This is a genomic window from Methylobacterium sp. Leaf469 (genome assembly GCF_001424745.1).
Lineage (GTDB): Bacteria > Pseudomonadota > Alphaproteobacteria > Rhizobiales > Beijerinckiaceae > Methylobacterium.
The window spans coordinates 126,767-140,488 of the sequence record NZ_LMRE01000001.1 but is presented as its reverse complement, the minus strand read 5'-3'; the positions used below and the strand labels follow the sequence as shown (position 1 = coordinate 140,488).

12 protein-coding genes are annotated in these 13,722 nt (G+C 69.3%); 10 read left to right on the top strand and 2 right to left on the bottom strand.

The features are described 5' to 3' along the window. Positions 1-9: 9 nt before the first annotated feature. The gene (gene rpmH, locus ASG60_RS00605) at positions 10-144 is read right to left on the bottom strand and encodes a 50S ribosomal protein L34 (RefSeq protein ID WP_055947927.1); all 135 of its coding nucleotides are present in this window, start codon (positions 142-144) and stop codon (positions 10-12) included. Between the two features lie 339 nt (positions 145-483). Here rpmH and ASG60_RS00600 point away from each other — a divergent pair, with 339 nt between their 5' ends. Next, complete coding sequence (locus ASG60_RS00600) at positions 484-1,011, top strand: DUF1465 family protein (protein ID WP_056171710.1); 528 nt, start codon at positions 484-486, stop codon at positions 1,009-1,011. 79 nt (positions 1,012-1,090) lie between these two features. Here ASG60_RS00600 and ASG60_RS00595 read toward each other — a convergent pair whose 3' ends face one another. Continuing rightward, positions 1,091-3,526 carry a glycogen/starch/alpha-glucan phosphorylase gene (locus ASG60_RS00595; protein ID WP_244474311.1) on the bottom strand — a complete coding sequence of 812 codons (2,436 nt, stop codon included), beginning with the start codon at positions 3,524-3,526 and terminating at the stop codon, positions 1,091-1,093. Positions 3,527-3,998: 472 nt separating this feature from the next. Here ASG60_RS00595 and mdcA point away from each other — a divergent pair, with 472 nt between their 5' ends. From mdcA to ilvD, 9 genes are all read left to right on the top strand, one after another. Further along, positions 3,999-5,645 carry a malonate decarboxylase subunit alpha gene (gene mdcA, locus ASG60_RS00590; RefSeq protein ID WP_056383925.1) on the top strand — a complete coding sequence of 549 codons (1,647 nt, stop codon included), beginning with the start codon at positions 3,999-4,001 and terminating at the stop codon, positions 5,643-5,645. Positions 5,646-5,654: 9 nt separating this feature from the next. Beyond that, the gene (gene mdcC / locus ASG60_RS00585) at positions 5,655-5,972 is read left to right on the top strand and encodes a malonate decarboxylase acyl carrier protein (protein WP_056383922.1); all 318 of its coding nucleotides are present in this window, start codon (positions 5,655-5,657) and stop codon (positions 5,970-5,972) included. After that, positions 5,969-6,895: a biotin-independent malonate decarboxylase subunit beta gene (locus tag ASG60_RS00580; protein WP_056265926.1), complete on the top strand. Its 927-nt coding sequence runs from the start codon at positions 5,969-5,971 to the stop codon at positions 6,893-6,895. The genes mdcC and ASG60_RS00580 overlap by 4 nt, the downstream gene beginning before the upstream one ends. Beyond that, positions 6,882-7,607, top strand: coding sequence for a biotin-independent malonate decarboxylase subunit gamma (locus tag ASG60_RS00575; protein ID WP_056383920.1), 726 nt, complete (start codon positions 6,882-6,884; stop codon positions 7,605-7,607). Before ASG60_RS00580 ends, ASG60_RS00575 begins: the two co-directional genes overlap by 14 nt. Beyond that, on the top strand, positions 7,600-8,235 hold the full coding sequence (mdcG, locus tag ASG60_RS00570; protein WP_056266162.1) for a malonate decarboxylase holo-[acyl-carrier-protein] synthase: 636 nt from the start codon (positions 7,600-7,602) through the stop codon (positions 8,233-8,235). The genes ASG60_RS00575 and mdcG overlap by 8 nt, the downstream gene beginning before the upstream one ends. Next, positions 8,229-9,068, top strand: coding sequence for a triphosphoribosyl-dephospho-CoA synthase MdcB (gene mdcB / locus ASG60_RS00565; protein WP_056383918.1), 840 nt, complete (start codon positions 8,229-8,231; stop codon positions 9,066-9,068). The genes mdcG and mdcB overlap by 7 nt, the downstream gene beginning before the upstream one ends. After that, entirely contained in the window at positions 9,065-9,988 is a 924-nt protein-coding gene (locus ASG60_RS00560; protein WP_056265917.1) for an acyltransferase domain-containing protein, read from the top strand. Before mdcB ends, ASG60_RS00560 begins: the two co-directional genes overlap by 4 nt. A 250-nt stretch (positions 9,989-10,238) precedes the next feature. Then, positions 10,239-11,750: a glycogen synthase GlgA gene (glgA, locus tag ASG60_RS00555; RefSeq protein WP_056171691.1), complete on the top strand. Its 1,512-nt coding sequence runs from the start codon at positions 10,239-10,241 to the stop codon at positions 11,748-11,750. Positions 11,751-11,852: 102 nt separating this feature from the next. Continuing rightward, positions 11,853-13,691 carry a dihydroxy-acid dehydratase gene (ilvD, locus tag ASG60_RS00550; RefSeq protein ID WP_056383916.1) on the top strand — a complete coding sequence of 613 codons (1,839 nt, stop codon included), beginning with the start codon at positions 11,853-11,855 and terminating at the stop codon, positions 13,689-13,691. The last annotated feature ends 31 nt before the right edge of the window (positions 13,692-13,722 follow it).

Sequence of the window (13,722 nt, the reverse complement as noted above, 5' to 3'; positions counted from 1 at the left end):
CAGTCGCTCTCAGGCCGACAGCTTCTTGCGGCCGTGGGCGCGGCGGGCGGCGATGACCTTGCGGCCACCGGCGGTCGCCATGCGGGCACGGAACCCATGGCGACGCTTACGCACGAGCTTGCTGGGCTGATAGGTTCTCTTCACGGCACGATCTCCGATGGCCAAGGATGGGTGCCGCAGGCTTCACCGCCAGTGCAGGCCCCGTCACTCGTCCAGAATGTGTCTGCAAGCGCGAAGAGCGCCCAGAAGGGCGCCGCGTCGCGATGGCGCGGCTTATGGCGGATGGCCGGCGCCGAGTCAACGCGCATCGGCGGATCGAAGGCCGTGGAACAGGCTGCCTGCGCGCGCTCAAGTTAAGGTTAACTTTAGGTGAAAGAGGCGCTCGCTCGTTCGCGGCGTTAGCATTGCGGACCATCGGATGAAAGCGGCGGGATTGTCCCGGATCGGGACGATGGACCGACGAAGCGCCGCACGGGAGGCACGATGAACGGATTCGACGTCACGATTCGGGACGAGCGGGACTGGGTCAGTTTCGGTGATACCTATGTGGGCTCCGATGCCTTCAAGACGCTGTTTCGCGAAGGCATGACCATGGTGGAGGAGGCGGCGGCCTATCTCGATGGCGAGGGCCGCGACGAGTCGCGCCTGATGTCGCGGGACGGCACCCTCAGCTACGCCAGCGAGACCATGCGGCTGACCACCCGCCTCATGCAGATCGCGTCCTGGCTCCTGGTGCAGCGCGCCGTCGCCGAGGGCGAGCTGACGCCCAACGAGGCCTTGGAAGAGAAGACCCGGGTGCGCCTCGCCACCCCCGATCCGTTCAAGGCGGACGTCTTCGGGATCCTGCCGGCCCGTCTGCAGGACCTCATCGTGCGCTCGCGCCGGATGCATGCCCGCATCCTCCACCTCGATGGGCTGATCACCGACGAGCGTCCGGCTCCCGTCGCGGTCGCGAGCCCCGTCGCCGCGCAGCATACCCTGCTGCATGCGGCGTTCGGGACCGCGCACTGAGATCTGCGAAGTGACGACACCCCGGCCGATGGGGATCGGCCGGGGTGTCGTGTTCGAGCGACGGTTGGATGCCTGAGCGTCAGGCGACCCGAACGCGCCAGATCTCGGCGGCGTATTCGCGCATGGAGCGGTCGGACGAGAACCAGGCCATCCGGGCCGTGTTGAGGATGGCCGAGCGCCACCACGCGGCCGGATCGTTCCAGGCCGTGTCGACGGCCCGCTGGGCGCGCCAGTAATCCTCGAAATCGACGGTCAGCAGGTAGCGGTCGTCGTGGACGAGGCTGTCCACGATGGGCCGGAACCGAGCGGGATCGTCGGGCGAGAATCCACCCGTCCCAATGAGGTCGAGGGCGGCCGCGAGGCGCGGCGAGGCGGCGATGGCGGCCCCGGCGTAGTCCGGCTCGTTCATGCGGGCTTGCACCCCAGCCGCGTCGAGGCCGAAGATGAAGATGTTGTCCGCACCGACATGATCGCGGATCTCGATGTTCGCGCCGTCGAGGGTGCCGATGGTGAGGGCACCGTTCAACGCGAGCTTCATGTTGCCGGTGCCGGACGCTTCCATGCCGGCGGTGGAGATCTGCTCAGACAGGTCGGCTGCCGGGATGATCGCCTCGGCCAGACTCACCGAATAGTTCGGCAGGAACACCACCTTGAGGCGCCCGGCGACATCGGGATCGTCGTTGACCACCCGGGCGACGTCGCAGGCGAGCTTGATGATCAGCTTGGCCTGGACGTAGCTCGGCGCGGCCTTGCCGCCGAAGATCTTGACCCGGGGCGTCCAGTCCCGGTGCGGCTCGGCCTTGATCGCCTGATAGAGTGCCACCGTCTCGATGACGTTGAGGAGTTGGCGCTTGTACTCGTGGATGCGCTTGATCTGTACGTCGAACAGGCTCGACGGATCGATGGTGACGCCCGTGCGCTCGACCACCACCCGGGCCAGCGCCTCCTTGCGGGCGCGGCGCATGGACCGGTAGCGGTCCTGGAAGCTGGTGTCCGAAGCGTGGTCGGCGAGCCCGGTCAGCAGCTCGGGATTGTCGAGGACGCCGGCGCCCACGGCTTCGACGGCGAGGCGCGTCAGTTCCGGATTGCAGTTGTGCAGCCAGCGGCGGAAGGTGATGCCGTTGGTCTTGTTGACGATCTTGTCCGTATCGAGGGCGTGCAGATCCTTGAAGACCGTCGAGCGCATGAGGTCCGTGTGCAGGGCCGAGACCCCGTTAACCCGCCGCGCGCCGAGGAAGGCGAGGTGCCCCATGCGCACACGCTTGCCGTTGGCCTCCTCGATGAGGGACACGGAGGCGAGCTGCGCCGCATCCGCCCGGCCGTGCCGGCCCTGCTCCTCGAGGTGCATCCAGTTGATGAGGTAGATGATCTGCATGTGACGCGGCAGCACCCGCTCCATCAGCTCGACGGACCACGTCTCCAGGGCCTCGGGCAGCAGGGTGTGGTTGGTGTAGCCGAGCGTGTTGGTGGTGACGTGCCAGGCGTCTTCCCAGTTGAAGCCATGATCCTCCAGGAGAAGGCGCATCAGCTCCGGCACGGCGATGGCCGGATGGGTGTCGTTGAGCTGGATCGCGGCGTGGTCGGGCAGGGTGCGGAGATCGCCGCGCTCGGCCGCGTGCCGGCGCACGAGATCCTGCAGCGACGCGGAGGTGAAGAAGTACTCCTGGCGCAGGCGCAGTTCCTGGCCGGAATCCGACGAATCGCTCGGATATAGCACCCGTGAGATCGCCTCGGCCCGGGACCGCGCGGCCACGGCGCCGATATGGTCGCCGCCATTGAAGCGTGCGAGCTCGACGGGCGCTTCCGCTTCGGCCTTCCAAAGGCGCAGGGTATTCACGTGGCGCCCGCGCCAGCCCACCACCGGCACGTCGTGGGCCACCGCCTGGACCGTCTCGGCCGGGTGCCAGTGACGGCGAATCACGCCCTCGGACACGGCCGACATGGTGACATGGCCGCCGAACCCGATGGTGTAGGTCGCCTCCGGGCGGACGAATTCCCAAGGGTTGCCCTCGGCGAGCCAGGTCTCCGGGGCTTCCTTCTGCCAGCCATCCTCCAGGGATTGCCGGAACAGGCCGTGGTCGTACCGGATGCCGTAGCCGATGGCCGGGATCGAGAGGCTCGCCATGCTTTCCATGAAGCAGGCGGCGAGGCGCCCGAGGCCGCCATTGCCCAGGGCCGCGTCGGGTTCGGCGCCCTCGACGGTGTCGAGGTCGACGCCGAGGTCGCGCAAGGCCGCGCGCGTTGTCTCGACGAGGCCGAGATTGTTCATCGCGTCCGACAGCAGACGGCCGATGAGGAATTCGAGGGAGAGGTAGTAGACCCGCTTGTTCGGCACGGATTCACCGTTCGCCATACAGGCATCGACGATCCGGTCGCGCAGTGCCAGGGCGGTCGCGGCGAACCAGTCGCGTTCGCGGGCGTTCTGCGGGGTCTTGCCGATGGCGTAGGCGAGCTTGGCGAGGATCGCTTCGCGCAGGTCGGCCACGGCGTCGCCCGATGTGGAGACGACGGGCAATGTGCGCGCGACCGCCCGGTGGACGCTCGCCTGACCGGATGCGTCCTCACCGGTCTCGGGTGCGATGAGCTTCTCATTCAACACGTGTCGATCCCCCTCATGCTTGCAGGCGCGCGGCCGGTCGCTTGAGCGCGAGCCCCCGAGGCATCGCCTCCATGCGGGCGTGCGCCTCGGGGTTTCGCGGTTGCCACCTGTTGAATCGCGCTGCGGGTCGCTTCTCTCGCCGGTCTGCGAGAGCCGCTCCCGTCTCCGTGATGCGTTCGGACCCTGAGGTCCGACAACACCGTGCGTCGCATCGAATCCGCACGGGAATGAGACAGGGATAGGTTGAAGGTTCGATGAATGCGGCGGAAACGCGCAGTCAGCGGCCACATTGTGCGGGAGCCGCCCAGTTCCGTATGCACTGCCTTGCCAATTGCATACAAAGAGCTGCATGATTGCATATTAGCTATCCGCTTCACGGAGGCCGACCATGAGGGACTGGGCGACGCAAGGGAGTGCCCGCGCGGCGCGCATCGCGGCCGGCGCCTCCTTCGCCCGCGGCAAGGTCGTCGCCCTGTCCGATCTCGCGCCCTTCCTCGAAGCGGTCCTCCGACCGGGGGACAGGGTGTGCCTCGAAGGCGACAACCAGAAGCAGGCCGACGTCCTGGCCGACGCCCTGGCCGAGGTCGACCCGGGGGTGATCCACGACCTCCACATGGTGCAGTCGGGCATCGTTCTCCCGTCCCATCTCGACGTGTTCGAGAAGGGGATCGCGCGTCGGCTCGACTATTCGTATTCCGGCCCGCAGGCGGCGCGCATCGCCCGGATGCTCTACGGCGGACAGATCGCCCTCGGTGCGGTTCACACCTACCTCGAGCTCTTCGCGCGCTACTTCATCGACCTGACGCCGCAGGTCGCCCTGATCGCGGCCGTCAGCGCCGACCGCGACGGAAATCTCTACACCGGCCCCAACACCGAGGACACGCCCACCGTCGTCGAGGCCACGAGCTTCAAGGACGGCCTCGTGGTGGCGCAGGTCGGCCAGATCGTCGACCGGGTGCCCCGCGTCGACATCCCCGGCGACCGGGTCCATTTCGTGGTCGACGCGGGCAAGCCGTTCTACGTCGAGCCCCTGTTCACCCGCGATCCCGCTGCCATCACCGAGACCCAGATCCTCACGGCGATGCTGGCGATCAAGGGCCTCTACGCGCCCTACGGCATTCGCCGACTCAACCACGGCATCGGCTTCAACACCGCCGCCATAGAGCTGCTGCTGCCGACCTACGGCGAAGCGCTCGGTCTGCGCGGACAGATCTGCACCCACTGGGCGCTGAACCCGCACCCGACCCTGATCCCCGCCATAGAGGCCGGTTGGGTCGAGCAGATCCACTGCTTCGGTTCGGAAGTCGGGATGGACGATTACATCGCCGCCCGGCCGGACATCTACTTCACGGGCTCGGACGGGTCGCTACGCTCCAACCGGGCCTTCTGCCAGACCGCGGGCCTCTATGCCTGCGACCTCTTCATCGGCTCGACCCTGCAGATCGATCTCTCGGGTCACAGCTCGACGGTCACCACCAACCGCATCGCGGGCTTCGGTGGGGCGCCCAACATGGGGTCCGATCCACGCGGCCGGCGCCATCCGAGCGAGCCCTGGCTCAAGGCCGGTGCGGAGGCCGATCCCGATACGCCCGCCCCCTTGCGCCGGGGCCGCAAGCTCGTGGTGCAGATCGGCGAGACATTCGGGGATGCCAACGTACCCCTGTTCGTCGAGCGGCTCGATGCCCTCGCGCTCGCCCAGAAGCTCGATCTGCCGCTCGCGCCCGTGATGGTCTACGGCGACGATGTCACCCACATCGTCACCGAGGAGGGCATCGCCAATCTCCTGCTGTGCCGCAACGTCGACGAGCGAGAGCAGGCGATCCGGGGGGTGGCCGGCTACACCGAGATCGGGCGCCGGCGCGATGCCGGCATGGTGGCGCGCCTGCGCGAGCGCGGCGTGATTCGCAGGCCGGAAGATCTCGGCATCGACCCCCTCGACGCGGACCGTAGTCTGCTCGCCGCCCGCTCCATCAAGGATCTCGCCCTCTCGTCAGGCGGCCTGTACCGGCCGCCGAGCCAATTCCGCAACTGGTGACGGTGAAGCATGGAACGCCTCAGCTACACCCTCGACGCGCCGATCCCCGCCGGGGGCACCAAGCTCCAGGCCCTCGTCGGGATCGTCGCCTCCGGTAATCTGGAAGTGCTGCTGGAGCGGGTGCTCGCGCCCGACCGGTGCACCATCGAGATCGCCACGGCCGCCCATGGTTTCGGCGAAGTCTGGACCGCCGTGGTGGCGGATTTCGTCGCCCGTCGCGGTGCGGGAGGCCTGCGCATCGCCATAAACGACGGGGGCGCGCGGCCCGACACCGTCGCCCTGCGCCTCGCCCAGGGCGCACGGCTCATCGCCGGAGACATGCCGTGAACCCCGCCGCCGCGCCTCGCCCCTTCGAGCCGGAGGCCTTGAGCTGGTACGAGGGCAGCGCCCGCCAGCGCGTCGCCGCCCTCGTCGATCCCGGCAGTTTTCACGAGGTCGTCGGTCCCGAGGAACGGGCGACGAGCCCGCATCTCGCCCTGTTCGACCTGCCCGAGCAGTTCGACGACGGCATGATCGTCGGAAGCGCGACCCTCGACGGCGCCGAGGTTCTGGTCGCCGCCCAGGAGGGACGTTTCATGGGCGGGGCCGTGGGGGAGGTTCACGGGGCCAAGCTCGTCGGCTTGCTCCGCGCCGCCAAGGCTCTCCGCCGCGATGTGCTCATCCTGTTCGACACCGGCGGCGTGCGCCTGCAGGAAGCCAATGCAGGCGAGACCGCCATCGCGGAGATCATGCGGGCCCTGATCGAAGCGCGTGGTTCCGGATCGCGCGTGGTCGGCCTCGTCGGTGGGCGTTCGGGTTGCTACGGCGGCGGCGGGCTCATTGCCGGCTGTTGCTCGGCCCTCATCGTCACCGAACAAGGACGCATCAGCGTCACGGGCCCGGAGGTGATCGAGACCAATCGGGGCGTCGAGGAGTTCGATTCCCGCGATCGCGCATTGGTCTGGCGCACTATGGGGGGTAAGCACCGCTACCTCCTCGGTGGCGCGGACGCTTTCGTCGACGACGGGCCGGGCGCGTTTCGCGCGGCGGTGCAGGCGATCCTGGCAAAGCCCGACCGCCTCGATCTCGCGACCCTCGACGCCGAGCAGGCGCGGCTTGAGCGGCGGCTCGTCCGCTTCGGTACCGCCAGTGATGCGGTCGCGGTCTGGTCGATCCTCGGGGTCAAGGACGCACCCGGCGTTCCGGGCCTGTCCACGCAGGCGTTCCACGCCATCGCCACCTGCCGGGAGAGTGCCGATGACGCTCGCTGAGATCCTCGCCGGACTGTTTCCGGACGGCCATGATGTGGCTGTCGCCGATGGGCTCATCCTCGGCACCGGGCGGCGCGCCGGCGGCAAGCCCGTCCATGTGCTCGGCCTGGCCGAGGGCACACCCCTCGGCATCGAGGGAGCCTTGACCCTGGCGGGGCGGGTCCTCGCCATCGCCCGCTCCGGCGACGGTGCGCCGATCCTGATGCCCGTCGACTCGTCCAGTCAGCGCATGAGCCGGCGTGACGAGCTCCTCGGTCTCAACGAGTACCTCGCCCACCTCGCCAAGGCACTGATGCTCGCCGAGGCGGAGGGGCACCGGACCCTCGGCCTGCTCTACGGACGCAGCGCCGCCGGGGCCTTCATCGCCACGGCGCTGGCCACCGGCCACCTCGTCGCCCTGCCGGGCGCCCACCCGGAGGTGATGGACCTGCCCTCCATGGCACGGGTCACGAAACTCTCCCTCGACGTTCTCACCGAGAAGGCCAATGCGACCGCGGTGTTCGCCCCGGGCCTCGACAATCTCGTCCAGACGGGGGCGATCCACGAGACCTGGGACCCACGGAGATCCCTGGCCGAGCAGTTGGAGGCTTACCTTGCCGCGCCACAGGCCTCTGGCGATTGTCGCGACCGTCTCGGGGCGGAGCGTGGCGGTCGGACTCGGGCTGCCGCCATCGCCGAGCGGGTTGCGGCGCGCGTCGCGGACCATGCCTGAGGCGCTCGGGCGCCATCAGATGGCCCGGGTCGCCCCCGCCGCCTGGCGCGCGCTCCTCATGCGGCGGCCCGAGTACGACGGCCTGCCCTACGTCGCCGACTGGGCCGAACGGAACTGGCCCCTGGTCGTCCGGCGTCCCGCCGGGGGCGAGGCGGGTATTCCCCTGGGGCTGCCCCTGCCACCCGCTCAGGGCAAACGACGTCTGTCCTTCGTGCTGGAGGCGTCCGCGCTGCGTGCCATCGCACCTCCGCCCCGTCTTGCCGAGGCCGCGCCCGCGGCGTCGCCCGAGTGGCAACCGACCCTGCGACGCCTCCTCGATCTCGACCCCGAGGTACGGACTTTCGGCAGCCTCGCCTGGCAGCACCTCACGGGCCTTCCCTACCTGTCGCCGACGTCCGACATCGATCTGCTGTGGCGCCTCGACGGGGCGCCCGAGGCGCTCCTCGCCGGTCTCTCGACCATCGCCAGCGAGGCCCCCATGCGGATCGACGGCGAGTGCCTCGGAGCCGGCGGGATGGCCGTGCAGTGGCGCGAACTCGCCGAGGGGATGCCCGAGATTCTGGCGAAGGATGCCCGCGGCGTGAGCCTCGTCGCCCGCTCCGATTTCCTCGCGGGTGCCGGATGCTGAGCGCCGCGCGGGTGTCGGCGCTCTCCACACCGGCTGACGCGCTCGCCGCAACGGCCGTGTCCTGCCTGCGCCTCGAGGTCGCCACCTACCCGAAGCCGGGCCTCGTCAGCCACGTCGATCCGGGCGCCCATGCGGACATGGATGCGGCCCTGCTGAACCGCAGCGCCGACACCCTGGAGCCGTACTTCGCCGATCTCGCCGAGGCCGGCGGGCGGGGCGCCGGCATGGACACCCTGAGGGCCATCGGTCTCGCGGCCGAGGCGGCGATGCTCGCGGCCACAGGCGGGGTGAACACCCATCGCGGCGCGATCTTCGGTCTGGGCCTCCTCGTGGCCGCGGCCGGATTCCGCGACGCCTCTGGCGATCGCCGACGCCTCGGGCGTCTCGTCGCCGACCGTTGGGGCGACGCCATCGCGAACGGTCCCATCCCCCTCCACAGCCACGGTTCCGCCGCCTTGCGACAATACCGGGCCGGCGGTGCGCGACGCGAGGCAGCGCTCGGGTTTCCAACCCTCTACGCCCTCGGACTCCCGGCTCTGCGCGAAGCCGAGGCCATACGACCCGATGACCCGGAAGCCGTGCGGGTGCAGCTCTGCCTCGCCCTCATGGCCGGCGTGGAGGACACGAACCTTCTGCATCGCGGTGGTGCCGCGGGCCTCGCCTACGTGCAGGGGGCCGCCCGCGCGTTTCTCGCGGCCGGCGGCATCGCATCTGCCGACTGGCGGGCGCGGGCACAGGCGCTGCACATCGCCTTCACGCGCCGCAACCTCAGTCCGGGCGGCTGCGCCGATCTCCTCGCCATGACCTTGTTCCTCGACGGGGTGGGGCCATGACGTTGGCCCTGCTCTGCTCCGGTCAGGGGCTGCAATCGCCCGATCTGTTCGCCTTGACGGCGGATGCCCCCGCCGCCGCGCCGATCTTCGCCCATGCCGCCGCGTATCTCGGGTGCGATCCGCGCAGCCTCGTGGCGCAGGCCGATCCAGCGGAACTCTACGCCAACCGCATCGGGCAGATCCTGTGCGTCACTGCCGCCCTGGCCCTGGCAGAGTGCGTCGCCGACATTCTCCCACGGCGCTGTGTCGTCGCCGGCTACAGCGTCGGCGAGATGGCGGCTTGGGGCGTTGCCGGAATCTGGACGCCGGAGCAGGTCCTCGGCCTCACCGCTGCGCGGGCCGAGGCCATGGACGCGGCGAGCCGCCCCGGCCAGGGGCTCGCCGCCATCCGTGGCCTGCCGCGTGCGACCCTCGATCCTCTCGTGGCGCGTCATGCCTGCGCAATCGCCATCCGCAACCCCGCGGACCTGTTCGTGGTCGGCGGCATGAGTGACGCTCTCGATGCCCTCTGCGCCGAAGCCGCGCAGATGGGCGCGGCGCGGGCGAGCCGGTTGCACGTCGGGGTCGCCTCGCACACGGCCCTGCTCGAACGGGCCGTGGACCCGTTCCATGCGCAGCTCGCCCCCGTACCCGTGCGCCGGCCCATCACAGGCCGGATCCTCCTGAACGGCACGGATGGCACGCCGATCTTCGACGCCGGACGATTCCGCGGTGCGCTCGCCCGACAGGTCGCGACCTTCGTCGATTGGACTGCCTGCCTCGATGCCGTGGTCGAGCGCGGCGCCGAACGGAGCCTCGAACTCGGTCCGGGCCACGCCCTGGCGGACATGATGCGGACACAAGCGCCGCAGCTCGCCGTTCGCTCGGCCGATGCCTTCCATACGCTGAGCGGTCTGCGCGCCTGGATTGCCGAAACCTGATCCGTCGTTTGCCTCGCCTTCGCGCCGGGCCTTCGGCATTCGGTCGCGGCCATGGTCCTGAACCGACCCTGAATTCGACGGGCTGCGACCGTTTGCGACGCACCAAAAGCAAGGAATTCGTAACCGAAATCGTGGCTTGGATTGTGCATCGCAACGGAACCATTTACCAATCGGGGCGTTCACGATGCCGACGTCAGCCACGGGTTGTTTCGCCCTGCACGTCCAAGGTGCCCGGAGCGGCAAGGATAAAATGACGTCTGCGGCGACTGCTCACTCCGCCTCCGCCCGTGGCCTTCTCGGCCAGACGATCCCTCCGCTGCATCAGCCCCGCATCCTGTTCGCCACGCCCGAGATGGCGGATTTCGTGAAGACCGGCGGTCTCGGCGAAGTCGCGGCGTCCCTGCCGCGGGCCCTGCGGCGGCACTACGACATCCGCGTCCTCATCCCCGGCTACCGTCAGGTGGTGGATCGCTTCGACCACATCCCCGTCGTCGCGCAGTTGCCCGGCCATGCCGGTGTGCCGCCCTGCGAACTCGGCCTGGTCGAGAGCGCCGACGGCCTCCAGATCTACGTCGTCCTCAGCCCCGAACTCTACCAGCGCGACGGCACGCCCTACGGCGACGGGCAGGGCGATTTCGCCGACAACGACATCCGCTTCGCCCGCCTGAGTCTCGCCGCCGCCGAGATCGCCCGTGGCGTCGATCCGGCCTGGGCCGCCGACCTTCTCCACCTCAACGACTGGCAGGCGGCCCTCGCCCCGGCCTACCTCGCCTGGTCCGGAGTGCGGGTGCCGAGCATCCTCACGGTGCACAACCTCGCCTACCAGGGCCTGTTCCCGCACGAATCCCTCGGCCGTCTCGGCGTCCCGGACCACGCCTTCCAGATGGACGGCGTCGAGTTCTACGGGCAGCTCTCCTTCCTCAAGGCCGGCATCTACTACGCCTCCCACGTCACGACGGTGAGCGACACCTACGCCCGCGAGATCACGACGCCGGACGCCGGCTGCGGCCTCGACGGGTTGCTGCGCACCCGCGCGTCCCAGGGGCGGCTGGCCGGTATTCTCAACGGCATCGACGAGAGTTGGGACCCGCGCACGGATCCGTACCTCGCCACCCGCTTCGAGGCCGACGACTGGAAGGGCAAGCGCGCCAATGCGGAGACCGTCCGCCGCCAGTTCGGCCTGGCCGTCTCACGCGGGCCGCTCTTCGCCATCGTTTCGCGCCTCGTTCACCAGAAGGGCATCGACCTCAGCCTGGCGGCCGCCGACACCATCGTGGCGGAGGGCGGCCAGCTCGTGGTCATCGGGCAGGGCGAGAGCCGGTTCGAGGGGGCCCTGCGCGATCTCTCCCGCCGCCATCCCGACGCCGTCGGTGTCCATGTCGGGTTCAACGAGCAGGATGCCCGCCGAATGTTCGCCGGCAGCGACTTCCTGCTGATGCCGTCGCGCTTCGAGCCCTGCGGTCTGGCTCAGATGTACGCCCAGCGTTTCGGCTCGCTTCCCATCGTCCATCGTACCGGCGGTCTCGCCGACACCGTCGAGGACGGCGTGACCGGCTTCACCTTCGGCGATGCGTCGGCGCGCGGTTTCTCCGGCGCCATTCGGCGGGCCCTCGACACCTTCGGTCAGAAGAAGCGCCTCAACGCCATGCGCCGCACCGCCATGTCGCGCACCTTCGGCTGGGACGAGGCCGCGACCACCTACGCCTCGCTCTACGCCCGTGCGTTCGGCAATGGCGCCGGCCTGCGGGCCCGCGCGGCCTGATGCGATAACACTCCACGGGGGCCGAACCCCAAGACCTGCGAAAAGGCCCTTGCCACGCATCGCCTCCCGCCCGCAAAAGCGCGGCGAACCGTGAGAGATGCGATGCCCGCCTACCGTTCCCGCACCACCACCCATGGCCGCAACATGGCCGGCGCCCGCGGCCTGTGGCGTGCGACCGGTATGAAGGACGGCGATTTCGGCAAACCGATCATCGCCGTGGTGAACTCCTTCACTCAGTTCGTGCCCGGCCATGTCCACCTGAAGGATCTCGGCCAGCTCGTGGCCCGGGAGATCGAGGCGGCCGGCGGCGTCGCCAAGGAATTCAACACCATCGCGGTCGATGACGGCATCGCCATGGGCCATGACGGGATGCTGTACTCGCTCCCCTCGCGCGAGCTCATCGCCGATTCCGTCGAGTACATGGTCAACGCCCACTGCGCCGACGCGATGGTGTGCATCTCCAATTGCGACAAGATCACACCCGGCATGCTGATGGCGGCTTTGCGCCTCAACATCCCGGCGGTGTTCGTGTCCGGCGGCCCCATGGAGGCCGGGAAGGTTCAGCTCAAGGGCGTGATCAAGAAGCTCGACCTCGTCGACGCCATGGTGGCGGCGGCCGACGACCGAGTGTCCGACGAGGATGTGGCCGCCATCGAGCGCGCGGCCTGTCCGACCTGCGGCTCGTGCTCGGGCATGTTCACGGCCAATTCCATGAACTGCCTGACCGAGGCCCTCGGTCTGTCCCTGCCCGGCAACGGCTCGGTGCTGGCGACCCATGCAGACCGCCGCCGTCTGTTCGTCGAGGCCGGCCACCTCATCGTCGATCTCGCCAAGCGCTACTACGAGGGCGACGACGCCAGCGTGCTGCCCCGCGCGGTCGCGGGCTTCTCGGCTTTCGAGAACGCCATGACCCTCGACATCGCCATGGGCGGCTCCACCAACACGGTGCTGCATCTGCTGGCCGCCGCCCACGAGGCGGAGGTGCCGTTCACCATGGCGGACATCGACAGGCTCTCACGGCGCGTACCCGTGCTGTGCAAGGTCGCCCCGGCGGTGGCCGAGGTCCACATGGAGGACGTGCACCGGGCGGGTGGCATCATGGCGATCCTCGGTGAACTCGACCGCGCCGGCCTCATCAATGCGCAGGCCGGGAGCGTGCACGCCGGCACACTGGCTCAAGCCCTCGACCGCTGGGACGTGCGTCGCACGGCCAGTACCACGGTGTCCGAGTTCTACCGCGCCGCGCCGGGCGGTGTGCCGACCCAGGTCGCCTTCAGCCAGGCGGCGCGCTGGGAGGACCTCGACCTCGACCGCGAGGGCGGTGTCATCCGCGCGGCGGCGCATGCCTATTCGCAGGATGGCGGCCTCGCCGTGCTTTACGGAAACCTCGCCGTCGACGGCTGCATCGTGAAGACGGCGGGTGTCGACGCCTCGATCCTCACCTTCACCGGCATCGCCCGGGTGTTCGAGAGCCAGGACGCGTCGGTCGACGCCATCCTCAACGGGCGGGTGAAGGCCGGCGAAGTCGTCTTGATCCGCTATGAAGGTCCCCGTGGCGGTCCCGGCATGCAGGAGATGCTGTACCCGACGAGCTACCTGAAATCGAAGGGCCTCGGCAAAGCCTGCGCCCTGGTCACCGATGGGCGGTTCTCCGGCGGCTCCTCCGGCCTGTCCATCGGACACGTCTCGCCGGAAGCGGCGGAGGGCGGCCTCATCGGTCTCGTGCGCGACGGCGACCGCATCGAGATCGACATTCCGGGACGCAGCATCCATCTCGCCGTTGACGAGGCTGAACTCGTCGCTCGCCGAGCCGCACAGGACGCCGCCGGGTGGAAGCCGGCCGAGCCACGCAAGCGCCGGATCACCACGGCCCTGCGGGCCTATGCGATGTTCGCCACCAGCGCCGCGCGCGGGGCCGTGCGTCAGGTCGGACCCGAATAGGGGTTCGGCCCGACTGGAGCGCTCTCCGCAG